The 21484-nt window shown below is 71.4% G+C and carries 16 protein-coding genes and 1 tRNA gene; 12 read left to right on the top strand and 5 right to left on the bottom strand.

All coding sequences use genetic code 11. The features are described from left to right. Positions 1-1035 (top strand): ATP-dependent helicase C-terminal domain-containing protein (locus A4V12_RS39335; protein ID WP_350498036.1); only part of this gene is annotated, 1035 nt, incomplete at its 5' end. 197 nt (positions 1036-1232) lie between these two features. On the opposite strand, the gene A4V12_RS32305 is transcribed toward A4V12_RS39335, so the two are convergent. Beyond that, positions 1233-2969 (bottom strand): lytic transglycosylase domain-containing protein, encoded by a 1737-nt coding sequence (locus A4V12_RS32305; RefSeq protein ID WP_064073047.1) that lies wholly within the window; start codon positions 2967-2969, stop codon positions 1233-1235. A 206-nt stretch (positions 2970-3175) separates the two neighbouring features. Here A4V12_RS32305 and A4V12_RS32300 point away from each other — a divergent pair, with 206 nt between their 5' ends. After that, entirely contained in the window at positions 3176-3985 is an 810-nt protein-coding gene (locus A4V12_RS32300) for a DUF4184 family protein (RefSeq protein ID WP_064073046.1), read from the top strand. 50 nt (positions 3986-4035) lie between these two features. Here the strand turns inward: A4V12_RS32300 and polA are convergent, their stop codons facing one another. Next, positions 4036-6690, bottom strand: a complete 2655-nt coding sequence (gene polA, locus A4V12_RS32295; protein ID WP_064073165.1) for a DNA polymerase I — start codon at positions 6688-6690, stop codon at positions 4036-4038. Between the two features lie 190 nt (positions 6691-6880). Here polA and A4V12_RS32290 point away from each other — a divergent pair, with 190 nt between their 5' ends. The 8 genes from A4V12_RS32290 (at position 6881) to A4V12_RS32255 (ending at position 17380) form a co-directional block, all read left to right on the top strand. After that, on the top strand, positions 6881-9163 hold the full coding sequence (locus A4V12_RS32290) for an FdhF/YdeP family oxidoreductase (protein ID WP_064073045.1): 2283 nt from the start codon (positions 6881-6883) through the stop codon (positions 9161-9163). 62 nt (positions 9164-9225) lie between these two features. Next, a complete protein-coding gene (locus A4V12_RS32285; protein WP_064073044.1) occupies positions 9226-9732 on the top strand; it encodes a PaaI family thioesterase in 507 nt (168 codons plus the stop codon). An 845-nt stretch (positions 9733-10577) separates the two neighbouring features. Continuing rightward, positions 10578-10973 (top strand): hypothetical protein, encoded by a 396-nt coding sequence (locus tag A4V12_RS32280; RefSeq protein WP_079137542.1) that lies wholly within the window; start codon positions 10578-10580, stop codon positions 10971-10973. A 434-nt stretch (positions 10974-11407) separates the two neighbouring features. Beyond that, on the top strand, positions 11408-12640 hold the full coding sequence (locus tag A4V12_RS32275; protein ID WP_064073043.1) for a branched-chain amino acid ABC transporter substrate-binding protein: 1233 nt from the start codon (positions 11408-11410) through the stop codon (positions 12638-12640). Between the two features lie 94 nt (positions 12641-12734). Further along, complete coding sequence (locus tag A4V12_RS32270; protein ID WP_064073042.1) at positions 12735-13664, top strand: branched-chain amino acid ABC transporter permease; 930 nt, start codon at positions 12735-12737, stop codon at positions 13662-13664. Between the two features lie 7 nt (positions 13665-13671). After that, entirely contained in the window at positions 13672-15498 is a 1827-nt protein-coding gene (locus A4V12_RS32265) for a branched-chain amino acid ABC transporter permease (RefSeq protein WP_064073041.1), read from the top strand. Between the two features lie 2 nt (positions 15499-15500). Next, entirely contained in the window at positions 15501-16667 is a 1167-nt protein-coding gene (locus A4V12_RS39625; protein ID WP_079137541.1) for an ABC transporter ATP-binding protein, read from the top strand. Continuing rightward, positions 16664-17380 (top strand): ABC transporter ATP-binding protein, encoded by a 717-nt coding sequence (locus tag A4V12_RS32255; protein ID WP_064073040.1) that lies wholly within the window; start codon positions 16664-16666, stop codon positions 17378-17380. The genes A4V12_RS39625 and A4V12_RS32255 overlap by 4 nt, the downstream gene beginning before the upstream one ends. Before the next feature lie 61 nt (positions 17381-17441). On the opposite strand, the gene A4V12_RS32250 is transcribed toward A4V12_RS32255, so the two are convergent. Next, positions 17442-18098 carry an ANTAR domain-containing response regulator gene (locus tag A4V12_RS32250; RefSeq protein ID WP_064073039.1) on the bottom strand — a complete coding sequence of 219 codons (657 nt, stop codon included), beginning with the start codon at positions 18096-18098 and terminating at the stop codon, positions 17442-17444. A gap of 100 nt (positions 18099-18198) precedes the next feature. Between A4V12_RS32250 and A4V12_RS32245 the strand changes: the two genes are divergently transcribed. Both A4V12_RS32245 and A4V12_RS32240 read left to right on the top strand, forming a co-directional pair. Continuing rightward, a tRNA-Leu gene (locus tag A4V12_RS32245) sits at positions 18199-18273 on the top strand. Positions 18274-18381: 108 nt separating this feature from the next. Beyond that, on the top strand, positions 18382-19155 hold the full coding sequence (locus A4V12_RS32240) for a helix-turn-helix domain-containing protein (RefSeq protein WP_064073038.1): 774 nt from the start codon (positions 18382-18384) through the stop codon (positions 19153-19155). Between the two features lie 8 nt (positions 19156-19163). On the opposite strand, the gene pyk is transcribed toward A4V12_RS32240, so the two are convergent. Beyond that, complete coding sequence (gene pyk, locus A4V12_RS32235) at positions 19164-20594, bottom strand: pyruvate kinase (RefSeq protein WP_064073037.1); 1431 nt, start codon at positions 20592-20594, stop codon at positions 19164-19166. Positions 20595-20713: 119 nt separating this feature from the next. Further along, the gene (locus tag A4V12_RS32230) at positions 20714-21415 is read right to left on the bottom strand and encodes an SIMPL domain-containing protein (RefSeq protein WP_064073036.1); all 702 of its coding nucleotides are present in this window, start codon (positions 21413-21415) and stop codon (positions 20714-20716) included. Positions 21416-21484 lie beyond the last annotated feature (69 nt).

The following is a 21484-nucleotide window of genomic DNA, read 5'->3' as shown; positions in this document are numbered from 1 at the left end:
CCCGCGGGGGCGGGCGGCCGGTCCGGCGGGCGTCCCGGGCGGGAGGGCGACGGCTCCGCCGGCCTGGCGGACGACGCCGCCGCCGGGCTCGTGGCCGCCCTCGCCTTCCCGGAGCGGGTGGCGCGGGCCAAGGGCGACGGTGCCTTCCTGATGGCCTCCGGGACGGGCGCGGAGCTGACCGGGGAGTCCCGGCTGCGTGGCTCGGCGTGGCTCGCCGTCGCCGTCGCGGACCGCCCCTCGCACGCCGCCTCCGCGCGCGTGCGGCTGGCCGCCGTGGTGGACGAAGGGACCGCGCGGACCGCGGCCCGGCACCTGCTCGTCGCGGGTGACGAGGTGCGGTGGGAGGACGGCGACGTGGTCGCCCGGTCGGTGGAGCGGCTGGGCGCCGTCGAGACGGTCGTACGCCCGCTGAGGGACCCCGGTCCGGCGCTCGTGCGGGAGGCCCTGCTGGAGGGGCTGCGGCGCGAGGGGCCGGGGCTGCTGCGCTGGTCCCGGGAGGCGGACGAGCTGCGCGAGCGGCTGGCGTTCCTGCACCGGGTGCTGGGGGCGCCGTGGCCGGACGTGTCGGACGCCGCGCTGCTGGAGCGCCCGGAGGACTGGCTGGAACCGGAGCTCTCGCGGGCCCGGCGCCGGGCGGACCTCGGCCGGATCGACGCGGGTCAGGCCCTGCGGAGGCTGCTGCCCTGGTCCACCGGTGAGGCGGCCCGGCTCGACGAGCTGGCCCCTGAGCGGATCGAGGTGCCGAGCGGGTCGCGGATCCGTGTCGAGTACGGCGGTGAGCAGCCGGTGCTGGCGGTGAAGCTCCAGGAGATGTTCGGGCTCGCCGAGACGCCGTCCATAGCGGGCGTCCCGGTCCTGGTGCACCTGCTGTCGCCGGCCGGGCGCCCGGCGGCCGTCACGGCGGACCTGGCGTCCTTCTGGCGGGACGGCTACCGCTCCGTGCGCGCGGAACTGCGCGGCCGGTACCCGAGGCATCCGTGGCCGGAGGACCCGGCGTCGGCCCCGCCGACCCGCCGGACGAACGCGCGCCGCTGACGGCCCGCCGCCGGCACCGGCCGGGGGGCGGGCAGGCCCCCGGCGCGGACCCCGGCACAGGTCCCCCCGGCACGGAACGCCCCCCGTCCGGCGCCCCGCCGGACAGCGGGCGGGCGCCCCGCGCATGGCGCCGCCCCACCGGGAGGGTGGGGCGGTGGGCGCGGTGCCGGGCCGGGCACCGCGCCGGGGGTGTCCGGTCAGGCGACCTGGAGCTCGACGGTCAGGGTGACGCCGCCGGCGGTGGTGAGGCGCAGCAGGTACGTGCCGGCCTGGTCGTCCGCGTACATCCTGGGGAGCGTCAGGGTGCCGTCGGCACCGGTCGTCAGGCCCTCCAGGGTGCGGACCGGGTTGCCCTGCGCGTCCTTGAAGAAGGGCCCCTTGTCGTTGACGGTCCCGTCGTCCGCCGCCTTGACCATGGTGGCGGTCACGGTGGCACCGGCGACGGCGATGCCCTTGTGCGTCGCCTTCACCTGCACCTGGCCGGCGAACTCCGCCCCGGGCGCGGCGGTGAGCTGCTGGTCGTCCGTCCTGGTCAGGGCGTCGGCCTGGCGGGCGGTGACGGTCGCGGCGTACTCGACGGGGGTGAGTGTCCGGCCTGCCACGGTGGCGCGGACGGTGAACGCCCCTGCCCGCTCGCCCGCCTGGAGTTCGGGCGCGGTGGCGGTGCCGTCGGCGCCGGTGAGGACGGTGACGGTGGTGGCACCGCCGGGGAAGCGGGAGTCGGTGTCCCCGATGATCGCGAACCGCACACCGACCCTGGCCACCGGCTTGCCCGCCGCGTTCAGCGCCGTGACCGCGGGACGCTCCGTGAAGCGGGTGCCGGCCGTCGCGGTCAGCGGTCCCGTTCCGGCGTCCTTCAGGCGGGTGACGGTCGCGGAGGGCGAGGGGCTGGGCGTGGGGGTCGGCGTCGGCGTCGGTGTCGGGGTGGGGGTCGCCGGCGGGGTCGGGGTCGGCGGCTTGGTCGCCGGCGGCTTCGGGGTCGGCGTGGCGCCGCCCGGGCCGGGGGACGGCGAGGGGGCGGGCGGGGTGGGCCGGGGGGTGACCGGCGGGGTCGGCGTCGGAGTGGGGGTGAGGACCGGGCTGGTACCGGCGCCGGCGCCGGTGCCGGGGTCGCCGCGGTCGATCGGGAGGACACCCGTGCCGTCGGGCACCTGGTGGCTGTTGCTCTTGTAGTACTCGAACCAGGACAGCACCGTACGGAGGTACTCCGTGGAGCGGTTGTAACTGAGGATCGCCTTGTCCAGGTCCGCCTTGAGGGCGAGGTCCCGGTTGTTCGCGCACAGGTACATGCCCGCCGCCCGGGCGGCGTCGTAGATGTTGTTCGGGTCCTTGCGGCCGTCGCCGTTGGCGTCCTGCCCCCAGGTCGCCCAGGTGGAGGGGATGAACTGCATCGGGCCGACGGCCCGGTCGTGCGTCCGGTCGCCGTCGTAGGCGCCGTCGTCGGTGTCGGAGATGTCGGCGAAACCGACGCCGTTGAGGACGGGGCCGAGGATGGGCGTGACGGTGGTGCCGTTGGCGTCGACGCGACCGCCGCGCGCCTGCCCGGACTCGACCTTGCCGATGCCCGCGAGGAGCTGCCAGGGAAGGTTGCACCCCGGGTCGTCGGTCTTCAGGTACTGCTCGGCCTGCTTGTAGGCGGCGAGCACCGTCGCGGGGATGCCGGCCTCGGCAGGGCCCGTGACGGTCGGCTGGGTCGAACCGCCGGGCGGGGCGGGCGTGTTGAGGGGCGGCAGGTCGGTGTAGTACGGCGAGTTGCCGGTGGCCGAGCCGTCGGGCGAGGGCGGTGTCGCATCCGACATCGGCTGGTCGGTGCCGTCCGCGGCGGCAGGCGTCACCCCCGGCGCCTGCGAGGCGGACAGCGCCGCCACCGCCACCGCGGCCACCGCTGTGCTGGTGGCCCCCTTGCGCAGTCGACGGCCGATACGCGCTGCCATACGTCTGGTCCCTCCCCGTCGCCGGCCCTTCGCGCTCCCCAGCGCGATGACTCAGGCGACCCTACGTCAACTCGGCGCCCCTGCACACCGCCACCTGACCGGTTTTCACGCATTCGTCACCTCCGCGTCGTCCGGAATCCGGTGCCCGAACCTCGCGCATACTGGGCGGCGTTGACAGAGGTACGCATCCGGGGGGCGCCACAGCCATGCCATTCACGCTCAGCCACGCCGCGGCGGTCCTGCCCGGGATACGGAGGTCGGGGACCGCGCGCGGGCCCCTGGTCGCGTCGGCGCTCGTCGCGGGGTCGTTCGCGCCCGACATGACGTACTTCGCGGACACCGCGATCCCGGGCGCGATGCTCTTCGGGGACGTCACGCACAGCCTGCCGGGCATCCTGACCGTCGACGTCCTCATCGCCGCCGCGCTGGTGGCGGTGTGGCTGATGGTGCGTGAGCCGCTGCTGGCGCTGGTGCCGGCGCGGTGGCAGGGGCGGGTGCACGCGCTGGTGCGGGGTGAGCCCTGGCGGGGGCGTCACCCGGTGGGGCTGGCGGTCCGGTTCTCCGTCTCGGCCGCCATCGGGGCGGCGACGCACGTGGTGTGGGACCTGTTCACCCATGCGGACCGGTGGGGCACGCAGGTGCTCCCGGCGCTCGGGGCGGTGGTGGCCGGGTTCCCCGTGTACCTCTACGCGCAGTACGGCGGCTCCGCCGTCGCGCTGGTGGTGCTCGTGTGGTTCGTGGGTGGTGCGCTGCGGCGGGTCCCGCCGGAGGCGGCGCGGCGGGCGCCGGCGTCGGTGCCGGTGCTGGACCGGCGGGGCCGGTGGCTGGCGGCGGGGCTGCTCGGGGCGTGCGTGGCGGCGGGCGTCGTCCACCGGTGCGTGCGGTGGTACGCGTACTGGGGGCGGATCGAGACGCCGCTGGACATCATCCCGACCGCGTGTTTCGGGGCCGGGGCCGGGCTCGCGGCGGGCCTGCTGCTGTACGGCGCGGGCATGCGGCTGCGCGAGGCACGCTAGGGCGCCGGCCCTCCCGTCCCGTACGGGGGGGAGGGCCGGTGCCGTGCGGATCAGTGCGCGGCGGAGTCCCAGTCCGGGCCGACGCCCACCGAGACGTCCAGCGGGGCGCGCAGGTCGACCGCGGTCGACATCTCGTGGCGGACCAGCTCCTCGACGCGCTCCCGCTCGCCCGGGGCGACCTCCAGCACGATTTCGTCGTGAACCTGGAGCAGCATCCGGGTGGTGAGGCCCGCTTCGCGCAGCGCCCGGTCGACGTTGAGCATGGCCACCTTGACGATGTCGGCGGCGGTGCCCTGGATCGGGGCGTTGAGCGCCATCCGCTCGGCCGACTCGCGGCGCTGGCGGTTGTCGCTGTTGAGGTCCGGCAGGTACCGGCGGCGGCCGAGCATCGTCTCCGTGTACCCGGTGGCGCGCGCCTCGTCGACGACCCGGCGCAGGTAGTCGCGCACGCCGCCGAACCGCTCGAAGTAGGTGTCCATCAGGGCGCGGGCCTCGCCCGCCTCGATGTTCAGCTGCTGGGAGAGGCCGAAGGCGGACAGGCCGTACGCCAGGCCGTACGACATGGCCTTGATCTTGCGGCGCATCTCGGCGTCGACGGCGGACCGCTCCACCCCGAAGACCTGCGAGGCGACGGTGGTGTGCAGGTCCTCGCCGGAGGTGAACGCCTCGATCAGGCCCTCGTCCTCGGACAGGTGGGCCATGACCCGCAGTTCGATCTGGCTGTAGTCGGCCGTCATCAGCGACTCGAAGCCCTCGCCGACGACGAAGCCGTGCCGGATCGCCCGGCCCTCGTCGGTGCGGACCGGTACGTTCTGCAGGTTCGGGTCGGTGGAGGAGAGGCGGCCGGTCGCCGCGACCGTCTGGCTGAAGGTGGTGTGGATGCGGCCGTCCGCGGCGATGGTCTTGATCAGGCCCTCGACGGTCGAGCGCAGCCGCGCCTGCTCGCGGTGGCGCAGCATGATGACCGGCAGCTCGTGCTCGGTCTGCGCCGCCAGCCACGCCAGCGCGTCGGCGTCCGTGGTGTAACCGGTCTTGGTCTTCTTCGTCTTGGGCAGGTTCAGCTCGCCGAAGAGGACTTCCTGGAGCTGCTTGGGCGAGCCGAGGTTGAACTCGTGCCCGACGGAGGCGTGCGCCTCCTTCACCGCCTGCTGCACGGCGCCCGCGAACTGCTGCTCCATCGCCTCCAGATGGGCGCGGTCGGCGAAGATGCCGTGCCGCTCCATCCGGGCGAGCAGCAGGGAGGTGGGCAGTTCCACGTCGTGCAGCAGCTCGGCGGCGCCGACCTCCCGCAGCTTGTCGCCGAACGCCTCGCCCAGGTCGAGGACCGCGCGGGCCTGGGCCATCAGGGCGTCGGCCTCGGCCTGCTCGTCGGTGCCGAAGGCGAGCTGCCCGTCGGCGGCGGCGGGGGCCAGCTCGCGGTGCAGGTACTCGACGGACAGGGCGTCCAGCGCGAAGGACCGGCGGCCGGGCTTGACCAGGTAGGCGGCGAGGGCGGTGTCCATGGTGATGCCCTCGATCCGCCACCCGTGCTCGGGGAAGACCCGCAGCGCCTCCTTGGCGCTGTGCATGACCTTCGGCCGGTCGGGGTCGGCGAGCCAGGCGGCGAAGGCCTTCTCATCGGACTCGTCCAGCTGCGTGGTGTCGAACCAGGCCGCCTTGCCGTCGGCGGCCGCCAGGGCGACCTCGCTGACGTTGCCCACGCCCAGCGCCCAGGTGGCGACGGTGGCCACGCCGAGGGGCTGCCGGCCGTGCTCCTCCAGCCAGGCCGCCACCTCGCCGGCGCCCAGCACCGAGCCGTCCAGCTCGACACCGGCGGCCGGGGCGGGGGCCTCTTCCTCCGCAGTGCCCGGGTCGACGGCCAGGAGCCGGTCCCGCAGGCTGGGGTTGCGGATCTCCAGGACCTCCAGGAAGCCCTTCAGCGCCGTCCTGTCGTACGGCCGGCGCTCCAGGTCCGCGACCGTCCTGGGCAGCTCGACGTCACGCACCAGCTCCGTCAGGTGACGGTTGAGCTTGACGGACTCCAGGTGGTCGCGGAGCGCCTGGCCGACCTTGCCCTTGACCTCGTCGGCCCGCTCGACCAGTTCCGCGAACGAACCGAACTGGTTGATCCACTTGGTGGCGGTCTTCTCGCCGACGCCGGGGATGCCCGGCAGGTTGTCGGACGGGTCGCCGCGCAGGGCGGCGAAGTCCGGGTACTGCGAGGGGGTCAGCCCGTACTTCTCCTGGACCTTCTCCGGGGTGAAGCGGGTCAGCTCCGAGACGCCCTTGGTGGGGTACAGCACGGTGATGTGGTCGGAGACCAGCTGGAAGGAGTCCCGGTCGCCGGTGACGATCAGCACCTCGAAGCCCGCCGCCTCGGCCTGGGTGGCCAGGGTGGCGATGATGTCGTCGGCCTCGAAGCCGTCGACCGCGAACCGCTCCGCGTTCATGGTGTCGAGCAGCTCGCCGATCAGCTCGACCTGCCCCTTGAACTCGTCGGGGGTCTTGGAGCGGTTCGCCTTGTACTCCGGGAAGTCCGCGGAGCGCCAGGTCTTGCGGGACACGTCGAACGCCACCGCGAAGTGCGTGGGCGCCTCGTCGCGCAGCGTGTTCGCCAGCATCGACGCGAAGCCGTAGATGGCGTTGGTCGTCTGGCCGCTCGCGGTGGTGAAGTTCTCCGCGGGCAGCGCGAAGAACGCCCGGTACGCCAGGGAGTGCCCGTCCATGAGGAGCAGGCGCGGACGGTTGTCGTCGGTCTTCTTCGATGCTGTCTCTACCACGGGGACGATCCTGCCACGGACCACTGACAATCCCGACCGAGCGAGCCTTGAGTCCGCCGCTGTCGGTGCCACGTGACAGGATCGGAGACGTACAGCGAAGACGTCCGACGGACACGACCGCTCGAGGGAGAGCGCGATGGCCAGCAAGCCGCCCGCAGGGGACCCCGTCCAGGACGCGCCGCAGGTCGCGCCGCCGCAGCACGCCGCCGCGGGCCTCCCCGCGATCGGGCACACGCTCAGGATGTCGCGGGCGCAGATGGGCGTGGCCCGCACCGCGCGCACCCTCCTCAAGGTCAACCAGAAGGACGGCTTCGACTGTCCGGGCTGCGCCTGGCCCGAGGGGGACGAGCGGCACGTCGCCGAGTTCTGCGAGAACGGGGCGAAGGCCGTCGCCGAGGAGGCGACCCTGCGCCGCGTCACACCGGACTTCTTCGCCGCCCACCCCATCGCGGACCTCGCCACCCGCAGCGGCTACTGGCTGGGCCAGCAGGGCCGGATCACCCACCCCGTGTACGCGGCGGAGGGCGCCGACCGGTACGAACCGGTGTCCTGGGAGCGCGCCTTCGCGATCATCGCGGAGGAGCTGACGGCGCTCGGCTCCCCCGACGAGGCCGTGTTCTACACCTCGGGCCGCACCAGCAACGAGGCCGCTTTCCTGCTCCAGCTCTTCGCCCGCGAGTTCGGCACCAACAACCTGCCGGACTGCTCCAACATGTGCCACGAGTCGTCCGGCTCGGCGCTCACCGAGACCATCGGCATCGGCAAGGGCAGCGTCTCCCTGGAGGACCTGCACCGCGCCGACCTGATCATCGTGGCCGGGCAGAACCCGGGCACGAACCACCCCCGGATGCTGTCGGCCCTGGAGAAGGCCAAGGCGTCCGGCGCGAGGATCATCTCGGTGAACCCGCTGCCCGAAGCGGGCCTGGAGCGGTTCAAGAACCCGCAGACCCCGCAGGGCATGATCAAGGGAGCCTCGCTCACCGATCTGTTCCTGCAGATCCGCATCGGCGGCGACCAGGCCCTGTTCCGGCTGCTGAACAAGCTGGTCCTGGAGACCGACGGCGCGGTCGACCGGCGTTTCGTCGAGGAGCACACGCACGGCTTCGAGGAGTTCGCCGCCGCGGCCACCGCCGCCGACTGGGACGAGACCCTCGCCGCCACCGGTCTGACGCGCGACGAGATCGAGCGGGCCCTGCGCATGGTGCTGGCCTCGCAGCGCACCATCGTCTGCTGGGCCATGGGCCTCACCCAGCACAAGCACTCCGTGGCCACCATCCGCGAGGTGGTCAACTTCCTCCTGCTGCGGGGCAACATCGGCCGCCCCGGCGCCGGGGTCTGCCCGGTGCGCGGCCACTCCAACGTGCAGGGCGACCGCACCATGGGGATCTTCGAGCGTCCCTCGGCCGGTTTCCTGGACGCGCTCGACAAGGAGTTCGGGATCACCTCGCCCCGCCACCACGGTCTCGACGTCGTCCGCGCCATCCAGGCGCTGCGCGACGGCAGGGCCAAGGTCTTCTTCGCCATGGGCGGCAACTTCGTCGGCGCCACCCCCGACACCGAGGTCACCGAGGCCGCGATGCGGCGGGCCCGGCTGACCGTGCACGTGTCGACCAAGCTGAACCGCTCGCACGCGGTCACCGGCACGCGCGCGCTGATCCTGCCGACGCTGGGCAGGACCGACAAGGACGTCCAGCGCGGCGGCAAGCAGTTCGTGACCGTCGAGGACTCGATGAGCCTGGTACACGCCTCTCGGGGGAACCTGCCGCCGGCGAGCCCGCACCTGCTGTCCGAGCCGGCGATCGTGGCGCGCATGGCGCGGGCGGTGCTCGGCGAGGCGTCGGCGACGCCGTGGGAGGAGTTCGAGGCGGACTACGCCACGATCCGCGACCGCATCGCGCGCGTGGTGCCCGGCTTCGAGGACTTCAACGCCAGGCTGGCGGCGAACCCGGGCGGCTTCGCCCTGCCGCACGCCCCGCGCGACGAGCGCCGCTTCCCGACGCGGACCGGCCGGGCGAACTTCACGGCGGCGCCCGTGGAGTACCCCCGGGTGCCCGAGGGCCGGCTGCTGCTCCAGACGCTGCGCTCGCACGACCAGTACAACACCACGATCTACGGGCTGGACGACCGCTACCGGGGCATCAGGGGCGGACGCCGGGTCGTCCTGGTCCACCCCGACGACGCCCGGGAGCTGGGGCTCGCCGACGGGGCGTACACCGACCTCGTCAGCGAGTGGACGGACGGCACGGAGCGGCGGGCGGCGGGCTTCCGCGTCGTCCACTACCCCACCGCCCGCGGTTGCGCCGCCGCGTACTACCCGGAGACCAACGTGCTGGTGCCGCTGGACTCGACGGCCGACGTCAGCAACACCCCCGCCAGCAAGTCCGTCGTGGTGCGTCTGGAACAATCGCCCTCCGCCTGAGCGTTTGCTTAGGCGGTACGGAAGTACAGGGACACGACGCACGACGATCGGAGCCGGGCCCCATGGGCGAGCAGACACAGGTGAAGTTCCCGCAAGAGGTCATCGACGAGTACGCCTCGCTCGGTGTGGACCTGCCCGCCCTCTTCTCCGCCGGACACCTCGGCAACCGGATGGGCGTCCACATCGTCGAGGCATCCGCGGAGCGGATCGTCGGGACCATGCCGGTCGAGGGCAATACCCAGCCCTACGGGCTGCTGCACGGCGGGGCCTCCGCCGTGCTGGCCGAGACCCTCGGCTCCATCGGCTCCATGCTCCACGGGGGCGTCACCAAGATCGCCGTGGGCATCGACCTGAACTGCACCCACCACCGCGGCGTCCGCAGCGGCCTGGTGACCGGTGTGGCCACCCCGGTCCACCGGGGGCGTTCGACCGCCACGTACGAGATCGTCATCACCGACGAGCAGGACAAGCGCGTCTGCACCGCCCGCCTGACCTGCCTGCTCCGCGACGTCTCCCCCAAGGACGCGGACAACGTCCCCGGCGCGTCGGCGCCGGGCACCACCGGCTGACCCGTCCGGCAGCCAGGGGCCGGCCGCCGGCATGGCGCCCGGTCGGCCCCTGACTCTCCCCCGCTCGCCGCACCCACGCCTCCCGGCCGTCTCCGGGCCCCGGAGGCCCACCGCGCCCTCCCACAGCCCCGGCCCCCTCGGAAACGACGCCCTTCCTCCGTATCGGTCCACCCCTTCGGGACGGCCATGAAGTGTCCACTCCTTGGACACCCGCCGATTTCGCCGAAAATAAGCGCCCGCCGCCGACGGCCCCCGAAACGTCCCGGCCGTACAGGCCCCACAGGCCCGGCGCCCCTTACCCTCCTCACCCCCGGGACACCCCCGGGGCACCCTCCCCGGCCCCGCCCGGCACACCCCCCGCGACGCCCGCGGCGAGGGTCCGGAGCACCGCCCCGGAGGAGGTTTCCGCAGGCCGCAGGAGGCGCACCGGTCCAAGGCCACACCCGCCGCCTCCGTCGCTGTCCGTCGCCGTCGCAGCTCCGCCACCCACCGGCGGGCGCGACCGCGCGGCGCGGGAACGGCCCGGCGACCCGCTGATGATCCGCGGCGTGCGGGCCCCGCCGGAGGGCCGCACGGGCGACGGTGCGGACGCCGAGGGAAGCGGGGCGGCGACGACGCCGGACGGCACGCCGGCGGAACGCACCCGGCACACGCGAATCCGGTCGATAGCGGCATAGCGCCCGCGTCCGCTCGGACACCGGTACGCCGGGGACGACCGGAGCACCCACCCCCTTCACGGCTCGCACACCACCCACACCGGACCACCCCCAACCGCCCACCGCTTACGCACAGTTGACGTTCTCCGCCACTGGCAGGAGCCGCGCCCGCGCCGTAACGTCTGCCGCATGACGCCCGGTGTACCGCGCCGCGGACGGCGGCGCTCGCTGCCGCTCGCCCTGTTCGTCTGCGCCGTCCTGCCCCTCGGATGCGACTCCCGGCCGCACGAGGGCGCCGCGCACAACTCGCCTTCCGCACGGGCCACTTCACCTATCGAACTCTGTGTCTCCCTCATCGGACACTGGGCGCGAGAAGAGCTGGCCGGGCGCGCCGCAGGGGACTTCATGCAGAAGGGTCTGTCCGGCGCGCAGAACGAGATCCTCACGGCGGTCGTCGCGGCGGCCCGCGAGGAGCGCGGACGCACCGGCGCGGAGGGTGCGGAAAGGCTCGTCGCGGAGGAGACGGAGCGCCGGTGCGCCGAGCGCCACGAGGGCGGCGGACCCACCGGCCACCCCTGGCGGTGACCCGGGCCGCCGACACGCCGTCGTAACACTGCGTAACATTCGGAGGAGTGAATGATCATGCCTCCAGGAGGGCCCGGGGCGCCCCGCAACCCCCTTCGCGCCCCCTCCCGGAGCACCGGCGCCCGAGCCCGCCGTAAGCACCAAGATCCCCCCAAGCCCCTTAGCGGAACTGGGCGTTCTCGACATGTGAGAGGAACACCGGATCATCGCCGAAGGGTGTAAGCGCCACGCATCGAAACGTTTGGCCACGGCATAACAAGAGAGTCACATCCTGCCGATGGCGCTCCCCGAGCCGCCCCGGCTGCGCTTAGAGTCACGGCCAGTCACCGCGCCGCCGGGCGCGTCAACTGCACGGCTGTACCACTCCATGTACGGCCAGGCGCTCGACACGGCTCCTCGACCCGAGGAGACCGCGCCAGGGAAAGGACCCCTTCGTGCGACAGCGTTCGTTGCTCATACTCACCGCAGTGCTCACGACCGGAGCACTGTCCCTCACCGCCTGTGGCTCGCGCGACGACAAGGGTGGGGACTCCGTCGGAGGTGGCGGCACCACCGTGGTCATCGGTGTGGACGCCCCGCTGACCGGCGACCTCTCCGCCCTGGGCCTCGGTATCAAGAACTCGGTGGACCTCGCGGCCAAGCAGGCCAACGAGAAGAAGTACGTCGACGGCGTCACCTTCAAGATCGAGGCACTCGACGACCAGGCACAGCCCTCCTCGGGCCAGCAGAACGCCACCAAGCTGGTCGCCGACAAGGACGTCCTCGGTGTGGTCGGCCCGCTGAACTCCTCCGTGGCCGAGTCCATGCAGAAGGTCTTCGACGACGCCAAGCTCGTCCAGGTCTCCCCCGCCAACACCAACCCGGCCCTCACCCAGGGCCAGGACTGGAACGGCGGCACCAAGAAGCGGCCGTACGCCTCGTACTTCCGCACCGCGACCACGGACGCCATCCAGGGCCCCTTCGCCGCGCAGTACCTCTTCAACGACGCCAAGAAGAAGAAGGTCTTCGTCGTCGACGACAAGAAGACCTACGGCGCCGGACTCGCCGCCACCTTCAAGGCCGAGTTCACCAAGCTCGGCGGCAAGGTCGCCGGCGAGGACCACGTCAACCCCGACACCAAGGACTTCTCCGCGGTCGTCACCAAGATCAAGAACTCGGGCGCCGACGTCGTCTACTACGGTGGCGAGTACCCCGCCGCCGGCCCGCTGAGCAAGCAGATCAAGGCCTCCGGCGCCAAGATCCCGCTCGTCGGCGGCGACGGCATCTACAGCGCCGAGTTCATCAAGCTGTCCGGCAAGGAGGGCGTGGGCGACCTCGCCACCTCCGTCGGCGCCCCGGTCGAGACCCTTCCCTCGGCCAAGGAGTTCGTCGAGAACTACAAGAAGGCCGGCTACAAGGAGGCCTTCGAGGCCTACGGCGGCTACTCCTACGACTCCGCCTGGTCGATCATCGAGGCCGTCAAGAAGGTCGTCGACGACAACGGCGGCAAGCTGCCCGACGACGCCCGCTCCAAGGTCCTCGAGGCCATGAAGGGTGTCTCCTTCGAGGGCGTCACCGGCAAGGTCTCCTTCGACGAGTACGGCGACGCGACGAACAAGCAGCTCACCGTCTACCGCTACGAAGGCGGCGCCTGGAAGCCCGTGAAGTCCGGCACCTACTCCGGCTGATCACGACTCCGCATCACATCCCTGGCCGCGCGGGACGCTGCACAAAGCGCCCCGCGCGGTGTCACATCCGGCGAAAGACTTCGGAGGACCTGCGGTGAACGAACTGCCGCAACAGCTGGTCAACGGCCTGCTACTCGGATCGATGTACGGGCTGGTCGCCATTGGCTACACGATGGTCTACGGCATCGTCCAGCTCATCAACTTCGCCCACGGCGAGATCTTCATGACCGGTGGCTTCGGCGCACTCACGGTCTGGCTGATTCTCCCCGGCGGCACCACCATGTGGCTCGCCCTGCCACTCATGATCATCGGCGCGATCATCGTCGCCGTCACCATCGCGGTCGGAACCGAACGATTCGCCTACCGGCCCCTGCGAGGGGGCCCACGCCTGGCACCGCTCATCACCGCCATCGGCATATCCCTCGCGCTGCAGCAGGCGGTCTGGGCCTGGTACCCGGGAGCCACCTCCTCCCTCACCTTCCCCGAGATCCCCGGTGGCCCCTTCCACCTCGGCAGCGTCACCATCCAGACCGGTGACGTCTTCCTCCTGACCGCCGCACCCCTCTCCATGGCGATCCTCGGCTACTTCGTCATGAAGACCCGGACCGGACGCGGCATGCAGGCCACGGCCCAGGACCCCGACACCGCCAAGCTGATGGGCATCAACACCGACCGCATCATCGTGGTCGCCTTCGCCCTCGGCGCCGCCTTCGCCGCCATCGGAGCCGTCGCCTACGGCCTCAAGTACGGCGAGGTGAACTTCCGCATGGGCTTCATCCTCGGCCTCAAGGCGTTCACCGCGGCCGTCCTCGGCGGCATCGGCAACATCTACGGCGCCATGATCGGCGGCCTCGCCCTCGGCCTCGCCGAGACCCTCGCCACCGCCTTCATCGCCGACATCCCCGGCATGCAGCAGCTCGGCGGCCAGTCCTGGGCCGACGTCTGGGCGTTCGTACTCCTCATCCTCGTGCTCCTCTTCCGGCCCCAGGGCCTCCTGGGCGAGCGCGTCGCGGACAGGGCGTGACACCACCATGACCACACAGACCACCACCGCGGACACCCCGCACACCACCACGACCGCCGAGCGCACCGGGCTCATCGCCCTGCCCCCGCACATCGCGCGGGCCACCGCCACCGCAGGCGGCGCGCTCACCGTCGTCTCCGCGTTCCTGGCCTGGACCTGGACCCCCGCCTTCCCCGGGGACCTCACGTACTACGGCTACCCCGGCGGCCTCCAGTGGCTCGTCCTCATCGGCGGCGCCCTGACCGCCCTGTTCGGACTCGCCTCGTACGGCATCAAGGGAACCCGCTGGCTCGTGCCCGCCGGCGCCGACTCCGCCATCAAGCTGTCGGCCCTCGCCGCGTTCGTCACCGGCTGGTACACGATCATCGCCATCAGCGCCCAGCTCGGCGGCCTGATCAACCTCGAGCCCGGCGGCTGGGTCATGGGCCTCGCCACCCTGGTGAGCCTCGTCGGCGCCCTGGCCCTCCCCTTCGAACGGCCGCACCTGCTGCCCGCCGACCCCGAGGACACCGGCTGGGACCAGTTCAAGCACCGCGCCGGCAACCAGTGGACGACCGTCAAGGCCGCCTTCGCCACCGGACCGATCACCCCGGCCCGCAAGCTCCCCGGCTACGTCGAGATCCTCATCATCACCGCCGTACTCGCCCTCGGCCTCACCGTCTTCACCTACGGTATCGGCACCGAGTACGACGAGCTGTTCCTCGGCTTCCTGATGACGGCCGGCTTCGGCTTCGCGGCACTCGCCAAGGCCGGCCTGATCGCCCGCGTCTCCGTGCTCACCGCACGGCACCGCAACGTGGCCATGATCGGCGCGTTCGTCGCCGCCGCGGCCTTCCCCTTCACCCAGAGCGACGACCAGTACGCCACCATCGGCGTCAACATCCTGATCTTCGCCACCGTCGCCCTCGGCCTGAACATCGTCGTCGGCCTCGCCGGTCTCCTCGACCTCGGTTACGTCGCCTTCCTCGGCGTCGGCGCCTACGCCGCGGCCATGGTCTCCGGCTCCCCCTCCTCGCCGTACGACGTCCACCTGCCCTTCTGGGCGGCGATCCTCGTCGGCGCGAGCGTCTCGATGATCTTCGGCGTCCTCATCGGCGCCCCGACGCTCCGGCTGCGCGGCGACTACCTCGCCATCGTGACCCTCGGCTTCGGTGAGATCTTCCGGATCACCGTCCTCAACCTCGACGGCACCTCCGGCCCCGACGTCACCAACGGCTCCAACGGCATCTCCTCGATCCCGAACCTCAACATGTTCGGCTTCGACTTCGGCGCCGTCCACACCATCGGTGGCTTCACCATCGGCCGGTTCGCGAACTACTTCTTCCTGATGCTGCTGGTCACCCTGATCGTCGTCGTGGTGTTCCGCCGCAGCTCCGAATCGCGCATCGGCCGCGCCTGGATCGCCATCCGCGAGGACGAGACCGCCGCACTCGCCATGGGCATCAACGGCTTCCGCGTCAAGCTCGTCGCCTTCGCCCTCGGCGCCACCCTCGCGGGCCTCGCCGGCGCCGTCCAGGCCCACGTCACCTACACCGTCACCCCCGAGCAGTACCAGTTCGCCCACGTGGTCCCGCCCAACTCGGCCTTCCTGCTGGCCGCCGTCGTCCTCGGCGGCATGGGCACCATCAGCGGACCGCTCGTCGGCGGCGCACTGCTCTTCCTCATCCCCAACAAGCTGCAGTTCCTCGGCGACTACCAGCTCTTCGCCTTCGGCGTCGCGCTCGTCCTGCTGATGCGCTTCCGCCCCGAGGGAATGATCCCCAACCGCCGCCGCCAGCTCGAATTCCACGAGAACGAGGAAGCGCCCGCCACCCTCACCAAGGCAGGTGCCTGAACATGACCACCACCACGACGGCCACCACGGCCAAGGCCCCGGCTCCTGGCGAAACCGTCCTCGACGCCCGCGGTGTCACCATGCGCTTCGGCGGCCTCACCGCCGTACGCTCGGTCGACCTCACGGTCAAGAGCGGTGAGATCGTCGGCCTCATCGGACCCAACGGCGCCGGCAAGACCACCTTCTTCAACTGCCTCACCGGCCTCTACATCCCCACCGAGGGAGAAGTCCGGTACAAGGGCCAGGTCCTGCCGCCCAAGTCCTTCAAGGTCACCGCCGCCGGCATCGCCCGGACGTTCCAGAACATCCGGCTCTTCAGCAACATGACCGTGCTGGAGAACGTCCTCGTCGGCCGCCACACCCGCACCAAGGAAGGCCTCTGGTCGGCCCTCCTGCGCGGCCCCGGCTTCCACAAGGCCGAAGCCGCCTCCCGCGCCCGCGCCACCGAACTCCTCGAGTTCGTCGGCCTCGGCGCCAAGGCCGACCACCTCGCCCGCAACCTCCCCTACGGCGAGCAGCGCAAGCTCGAGATCGCCCGCGCCCTCGCCAGCGAACCCGGCCTGCTGCTCCTCGACGAGCCCACCGCCGGCATGAACCCGCAGGAGACCCGCGCCACCGAGGAACTGGTCTTCGCCATCCGGGACATGGGCATCGCCATCCTCGTCATCGAGCACGACATGCGGTTCATCATGAACCTCTGCGACCGCGTCGCCGTGCTCGTCCAGGGCCAGAAGCTCGTCGAGGGCGACGGCCAGACCGTCCAGCGCGACGAGCGCGTCATCGCCGCCTACCTGGGCGAGCCCTTCGAGGGCGAGCCCGGCGAGGCGGAGGCCGCCGAGGTCGCCGCCGCCGAGGAAGCGGCCGTGGAGGCCGCCGCCGAGGCGGACACGGACGCCGACGCCGACGCGACGGACGCCGAGGCGGACGCCGACACCGAGGCCGAGGCCGCCACCGGCACGTCGGACACCGACGCGGACGCGGACGCCCCGGACGACGCCGACACCCCGGACACCGACGCGGACGCCGACGCGGACGCCGGTACACCGGACGGCGACACCCCGGACGCCACCGACGGCGACGACGACGGCGACACCGACCGCACCACCGCCCCGACCACCGCCGCCGAAGCCACGGGCGCCTCGGGTTCCGGCAAGGAGAACGACTCATGACCGCCCTGCTCGAAGTCGAGGACCTGCGCGTCGCCTACGGCAAGATCGAAGCCGTCAAGGGCATCTCCTTCACCGTCGACGCAGGCGAAGTCGTCACCCTCATCGGCACCAACGGCGCCGGCAAGACCACCACCCTGCGCACCCTCTCCGGGCTGCTCAAGCCGGTGGGCGGCCAGGTCAAGTTCGACGGCAAGCCGCTGAGGAAGTACCCCGCCCACAAGATCGTCTCCTTCGGGCTGGCCCACTCCCCCGAGGGGCGGCACATCTTCCCCCGCATGACGATCGAGGACAACCTCCGCCTCGGCGCCTTCCTCCGCAGCGACCGGACCGGCATCGAGAAGGACATCCAGCGCGCCTACGACCTCTTCCCCATCCTGGGCGAACGCCGCAAGCAGGCCGCCGGCACCCTCTCGGGCGGTGAGCAGCAGATGCTCGCCATGGGACGCGCCCTGATGTCCCAGCCCAAACTGCTCATGCTCGACGAGCCCTCCATGGGCCTCTCCCCGATCATGATGCAGAAGATCATGGCGACCATCGCCGAACTCAAGGCCCAGGGCACCACCATCCTGCTCGTCGAGCAGAACGCCCAGGCGGCGCTCTCCCTCGCCGACCAGGCCCATGTGATGGAGATCGGCAAGATCGTCCTCTCCGGCTCCGGACGGGACCTCCTGCACGACGAGTCCGTCCGCAAGGCCTACCTCGGCGAGGACTGAGCCGGACACGGAGGAGGGCCCACCCGGCGACGGGTGGGCCCTCTTCGTTCGTTCGCGCGCGCTACTGGTTCTTCGCGGCCTTCTTCTCCTCGGCGTCCTCGATGACCGCCTCCGCGACCTGCTGCATCGACATGCGCCGGTCCATCGACGTCTTCTGGATCCACCGGAACGCCGCCGGCTCCGACAGCCCGTACTGCGTCTGCAGGATGCTCTTCGCCCGGTCCACCAGCTTCCGGGTCTCCAGCCGCTGCGAGAGGTCCGCGACCTCCTTCTCCAGCGCCTTCAGCTCGGCGAACCGCGACACCGCCATCTCGATCGCCGGCACCACGTCGCTCTTGCTGAACGGCTTCACCAGGTACGCCATGGCCCCGGCGTCCCGCGCCCGCTCGACCAGGTCCCGCTGCGAGAACGCGGTCAGCATCAGCACCGGCGCGATGGACTCGCCGGCGATCTTCTCGGCGGCGGAGATCCCGTCCAGGACGGGCATCTTCACGTCCAGGATCACCAGGTCCGGCCGGTGCTCCCGCGCCAGTTCGACGGCACGGGCGCCGTCACCGGCCTCGCCGACGACGGAGTAGCCCTCTTCCTCGAGCATCTCTTTGAGGTCGAGGCGGATGAGGGCCTCGTCCTCGGCGATGACGACACGGGTCGTCAGCGGCGGGACGTGCGACTTGTCGTCGTCGGCGGCGTCGGGCTGGGGCGACTCGGGGGCGGTCACGTGGGCTCCTCGTTCCAAGGCAGGTACAGCTCCCCATGAGCCTACCTAGCTGCGGTATGGTGGACGCGCAGCGGGTCCAGGGAAACCTTGGAATCTGCGGGCCCCGGTAGCCCAATTGGCAGCAGGCAGTGGATTCAAAACCCACACAGTGTCGGTTCGAGTCCGACCCGGGGCACTTTTCCTTGGATTCCATGGTCACAAGTGGACCGGCGCACGTCACCCCCCTGGGTGAACGAACGATCGAACCCGCTCGCCGGAAGCACCCCCGGGCCACACTCGCCACGTGTACGACATCGACACCCGTAAACGCGCGCTCATCCTCGTCAGTCAAGGCCGCAGTCTGAACTCCGTCAGCAAACAGACCGGCATATCGCGGGCGGCCATCCGCTCCTGGCAGACACGGATCGAACCCCTCATCCGCACGGGCGAACCATGTCCTCGCTGCAGGACCGTACCTGGCATGCCCGAGGACAGGGCGGCGTACGCCTACCTCCTGGGCCTCTATCTCGGCGACGGCTGCATCAGCGAGCACAGGAGAGGTGTCCACTACCTCCGCATCGCGTGCGCCGACGCCTGGCCCGGCCTCATCGACGCCTGTGAGGCGGCGATGCGTGCGGTACGCCCGGACAACAGCGTCTGCCGTGTGCAGAAGCAGGGCTGTGTCTCCGTGGCGAGCAGCAGCAAACACTGGCCGTGCCTCTTCCCCCAGCACGGCCCCGGCAGGAAGCACGAACGGCGCATCGTCCTCGAGGCCTGGCAGCAGGAGATCGTGGACGAGCATCCCTGGGAGTTCGTCCGGGGGCTCATCCATTCCGACGGGTGCCGGATCACGAACTGGACCACGCGCCTCGTGGGCGGGGTGCCGAAGCGGTACGAGTATCCGCGGTACTTCTTCACCAACGTGTCGGACGACATCCGGCGGCTGTTCACCGACACCCTGGACACGCTCGGCGTCGAGTGGACGCAGTGTGTCCGCGGCGGGAGTCCGTACAACATCTCGGTCGCCCGACGCGCGTCCGTGGGGTTGATGGACGCGCATGTCGGGCCGAAGCACTGAGTGGCGGGTTACGCCAGGGGTTCGCCGATGTGGTGGACGCGGACGAGGTTCGTCGAGCCGGAGACGCCCGGAGGGGAGCCGGCGGTGATGATGACGACGTCGCCCTTGCGGCAGCGGCCGATGCGGAGCAGGTGCTCGTCGACCTGGGCGACCATCGCGTCCGTGGAGTCGACGTGCGGGCCGAGGAAGGTCTCCACGCCCCACGTGAGGTTGAGCTGGGAGCGGGTGGCCGGGTCCGGGGTGAAGGCGAGCAGGGGGATCGGGGAGCGGTAGCGGGAGAGGCGGCGGACGGTGTCGCCGGACTGGGTGAAGGCGACGAGGTACTTGGCGCCGAGGAAGTCGCCCATCTCGGCCGCGGCGCGGGCGACGGCGCCGCCCTGGGTGCGGGGCTTGTTGCGTTCGGTGAGGGGCGGGAGGCCCTTGGCGAGGACGTCCTCCTCGGCCGCTTCGACGATGCGGCTCATGGTGCGGACGGTCTCGACGGGGAAGCGGCCGACGCTGGTCTCGCCGGAGAGCATGACGGCGTCGGTGCCGTCGATGACGGCGTTGGCGACGTCGCTGGCCTCGGCGCGGGTGGGGCGCGAGTTGTCGATCATCGAGTCGAGCATCTGGGTGGCGACGATGACCGGTTTGGCGTTGCGCTTGGCGAGTTTGATGGCGCGCTTCTGGACGACGGGGACGTGTTCGAGGGGCATCTCGACGCCGAGGTCGCCGCGGGCGACCATGATGCCGTCGAAGGCGGCGACGATGTCGTCGATGTTGTCGACGGCCTGCGGCTTCTCGATCTTCGCGATGACGGGTACGCGGCGGCCCTCTTCGTCCATGACGCGGTGGACGTCCTCGATGTCGCGTCCGCTGCGGACGAAGGAGAGGGCGATGATGTCGGCGCCGGTGCGCAGGGCCCATCGGAGGTCTTCGACGTCCTTGTCGGAGAGGGCGGGGACGGAGACGGCGACGCCGGGGAGGTTGAGGCCCTTGTTGTCGGAGACCATGCCTCCTTCGAGGACGGTGGTGTGGACGCGGGGGCCGTCGACGGAGGTGACCTGGAGGGTGACGCGGCCGTCGTCGACGAGGATGCGTTCGCCGGGGGTGACGTCGGCGGCGAGGCCGTCGTAGGTGGTGCCGCAGGTGTGGCGGTCGCCCTGGACGCCGGGTTCGACGGTGATGGTGAAGTCGTCGCCGCGTTCAAGGAGTACGGGGCCTTCTTGGAAGCGTCCGAGGCGGATCTTCGGGCCTTGAAGGTCGGCGAGGATGCCGACGCTGCGGCCGGTTTCGTCGGAGGCTTTGCGTACGTGCTGGTAGCGCTCCTCGTGGTCGGCGTAGGTGCCGTGGCTGAGGTTGAAGCGGGCGATGTCCATTCCGGCTTCGACCAGGGTCTTGATCTGGTCGTATGTGTCGGTGGCTGGGCCCAGGGTGCAGACGATTTTGGCTCGGCGCATGGGGCGAGCCTATGGCTTACCGGTGGGTAGAGATTTGGTCCCGCATGACTGTCCAACAACCTTTGCGTGAAAGGTTATTGACAAGTGTTTAATTGTGCGGGGGTCTGCTCCGATGAGCGTCAGAGCTGGGGCGGATGCATGGTGAAGCGGGCGTTCACCTGTGCGGTGACGGTCTGGCGCCGGGGTTCGAGGTCGAGCGGCGGAGGGGTTGATTCCGCGGATTCGGCGGCGGCGAAGGCCATGCGGGCGCCGCCGGTCGCGGGCGGGAGGTAGGGGGTGGCGTTCTCGGCGCCGAGGTCGGCGAGTTCGACGAGGGCGGCGAGGCGGGTGCCGAGGGCTTCGGCGTAGGCACGGGCGCGCTGGACGGCTTCCTCGACGGCGCGGCGGCGGGCTTCGCCGTGGGCGGGCGAGTCGGGGCGCAGTTCCCACCAGGGGCCGTCGACGCGGGTGAGTTCGAGGTCGGCGAGGCGGGTGGCGAGTTCGCCGAGGGCGGTGAAGTCGGTGAGTTCGGCGGTGATGTGGACGGTGCCGTGGTGGGCGCGGACGCGTTCGGTGCGGCCGTGGCGGGTGAGTTCGGGGGTGATGGTGAGGGTTCCGGTGGTGATGTTCTCGACGGCGTCGCCGTAGCTCTTGAGGAGGTCGAGGACGGTGGTGTTGCGGCGGGTGAGGTCGTCGAGGGTGGTGCGCCGGTCGGTGCCGCGGGCGGTGACGGTGATGCCGATGCGGGCGATCTCGGGGTCGACTTCGAGGTGGGCTTCGCCGCGGACGGCGACGCGGGGTGCCTGGGGGGTGCCGTAGGGGAGGTCGCTGGGCTGGGTCATGGCGGGTGGGTCCCTTCGGTCGGGGGTTCCACTCTTCCGTAGGCGGTCATCGGATCGAAACCTGGAGGG

This window comes from Streptomyces noursei, from assembly GCF_001646665.1.
GTDB lineage: Bacteria > Actinomycetota > Actinomycetes > Streptomycetales > Streptomycetaceae > Streptomyces > Streptomyces lavendulocolor.
This window is presented reverse-complemented; position numbering and strand designations above follow the sequence as displayed.

What these genes read in the sequence shown, in the direction of transcription:
- A4V12_RS32305 (WP_064073047.1), bottom strand. Translation starts at nt 2,969, where the DNA reads ATGGCAGCGCGTATCGGCCGTCGACTGCGCAAGGGGGCCACCAGCACA.
- A4V12_RS32300 (WP_064073046.1), top strand. Translation starts at nt 3,176, where the DNA reads ATGCCATTCACGCTCAGCCACGCCGCGGCGGTCCTGCCCGGGATACGG.
- polA (WP_064073165.1), bottom strand. Translation starts at nt 6,690, where the DNA reads ATGGACGGGCACTCCCTGGCGTACCGGGCGTTCTTCGCGCTGCCCGCG.
- A4V12_RS32290 (WP_064073045.1), top strand. Translation starts at nt 6,881, where the DNA reads ATGGCCAGCAAGCCGCCCGCAGGGGACCCCGTCCAGGACGCGCCGCAG.
- A4V12_RS32285 (WP_064073044.1), top strand. Translation starts at nt 9,226, where the DNA reads ATGGGCGAGCAGACACAGGTGAAGTTCCCGCAAGAGGTCATCGACGAG.
- A4V12_RS32280 (WP_079137542.1), top strand. Translation starts at nt 10,578, where the DNA reads ATGACGCCCGGTGTACCGCGCCGCGGACGGCGGCGCTCGCTGCCGCTC.
- A4V12_RS32265 (WP_064073041.1), top strand. Translation starts at nt 13,672, where the DNA reads ATGACCACACAGACCACCACCGCGGACACCCCGCACACCACCACGACC.
- A4V12_RS39625 (WP_079137541.1), top strand. Translation starts at nt 15,501, where the DNA reads ATGACCACCACCACGACGGCCACCACGGCCAAGGCCCCGGCTCCTGGC.
- A4V12_RS32255 (WP_064073040.1), top strand. Translation starts at nt 16,664, where the DNA reads ATGACCGCCCTGCTCGAAGTCGAGGACCTGCGCGTCGCCTACGGCAAG.
- pyk (WP_064073037.1), bottom strand. Translation starts at nt 20,594, where the DNA reads ATGCGCCGAGCCAAAATCGTCTGCACCCTGGGCCCAGCCACCGACACA.
- A4V12_RS32230 (WP_064073036.1), bottom strand. Translation starts at nt 21,415, where the DNA reads ATGACCCAGCCCAGCGACCTCCCCTACGGCACCCCCCAGGCACCCCGC.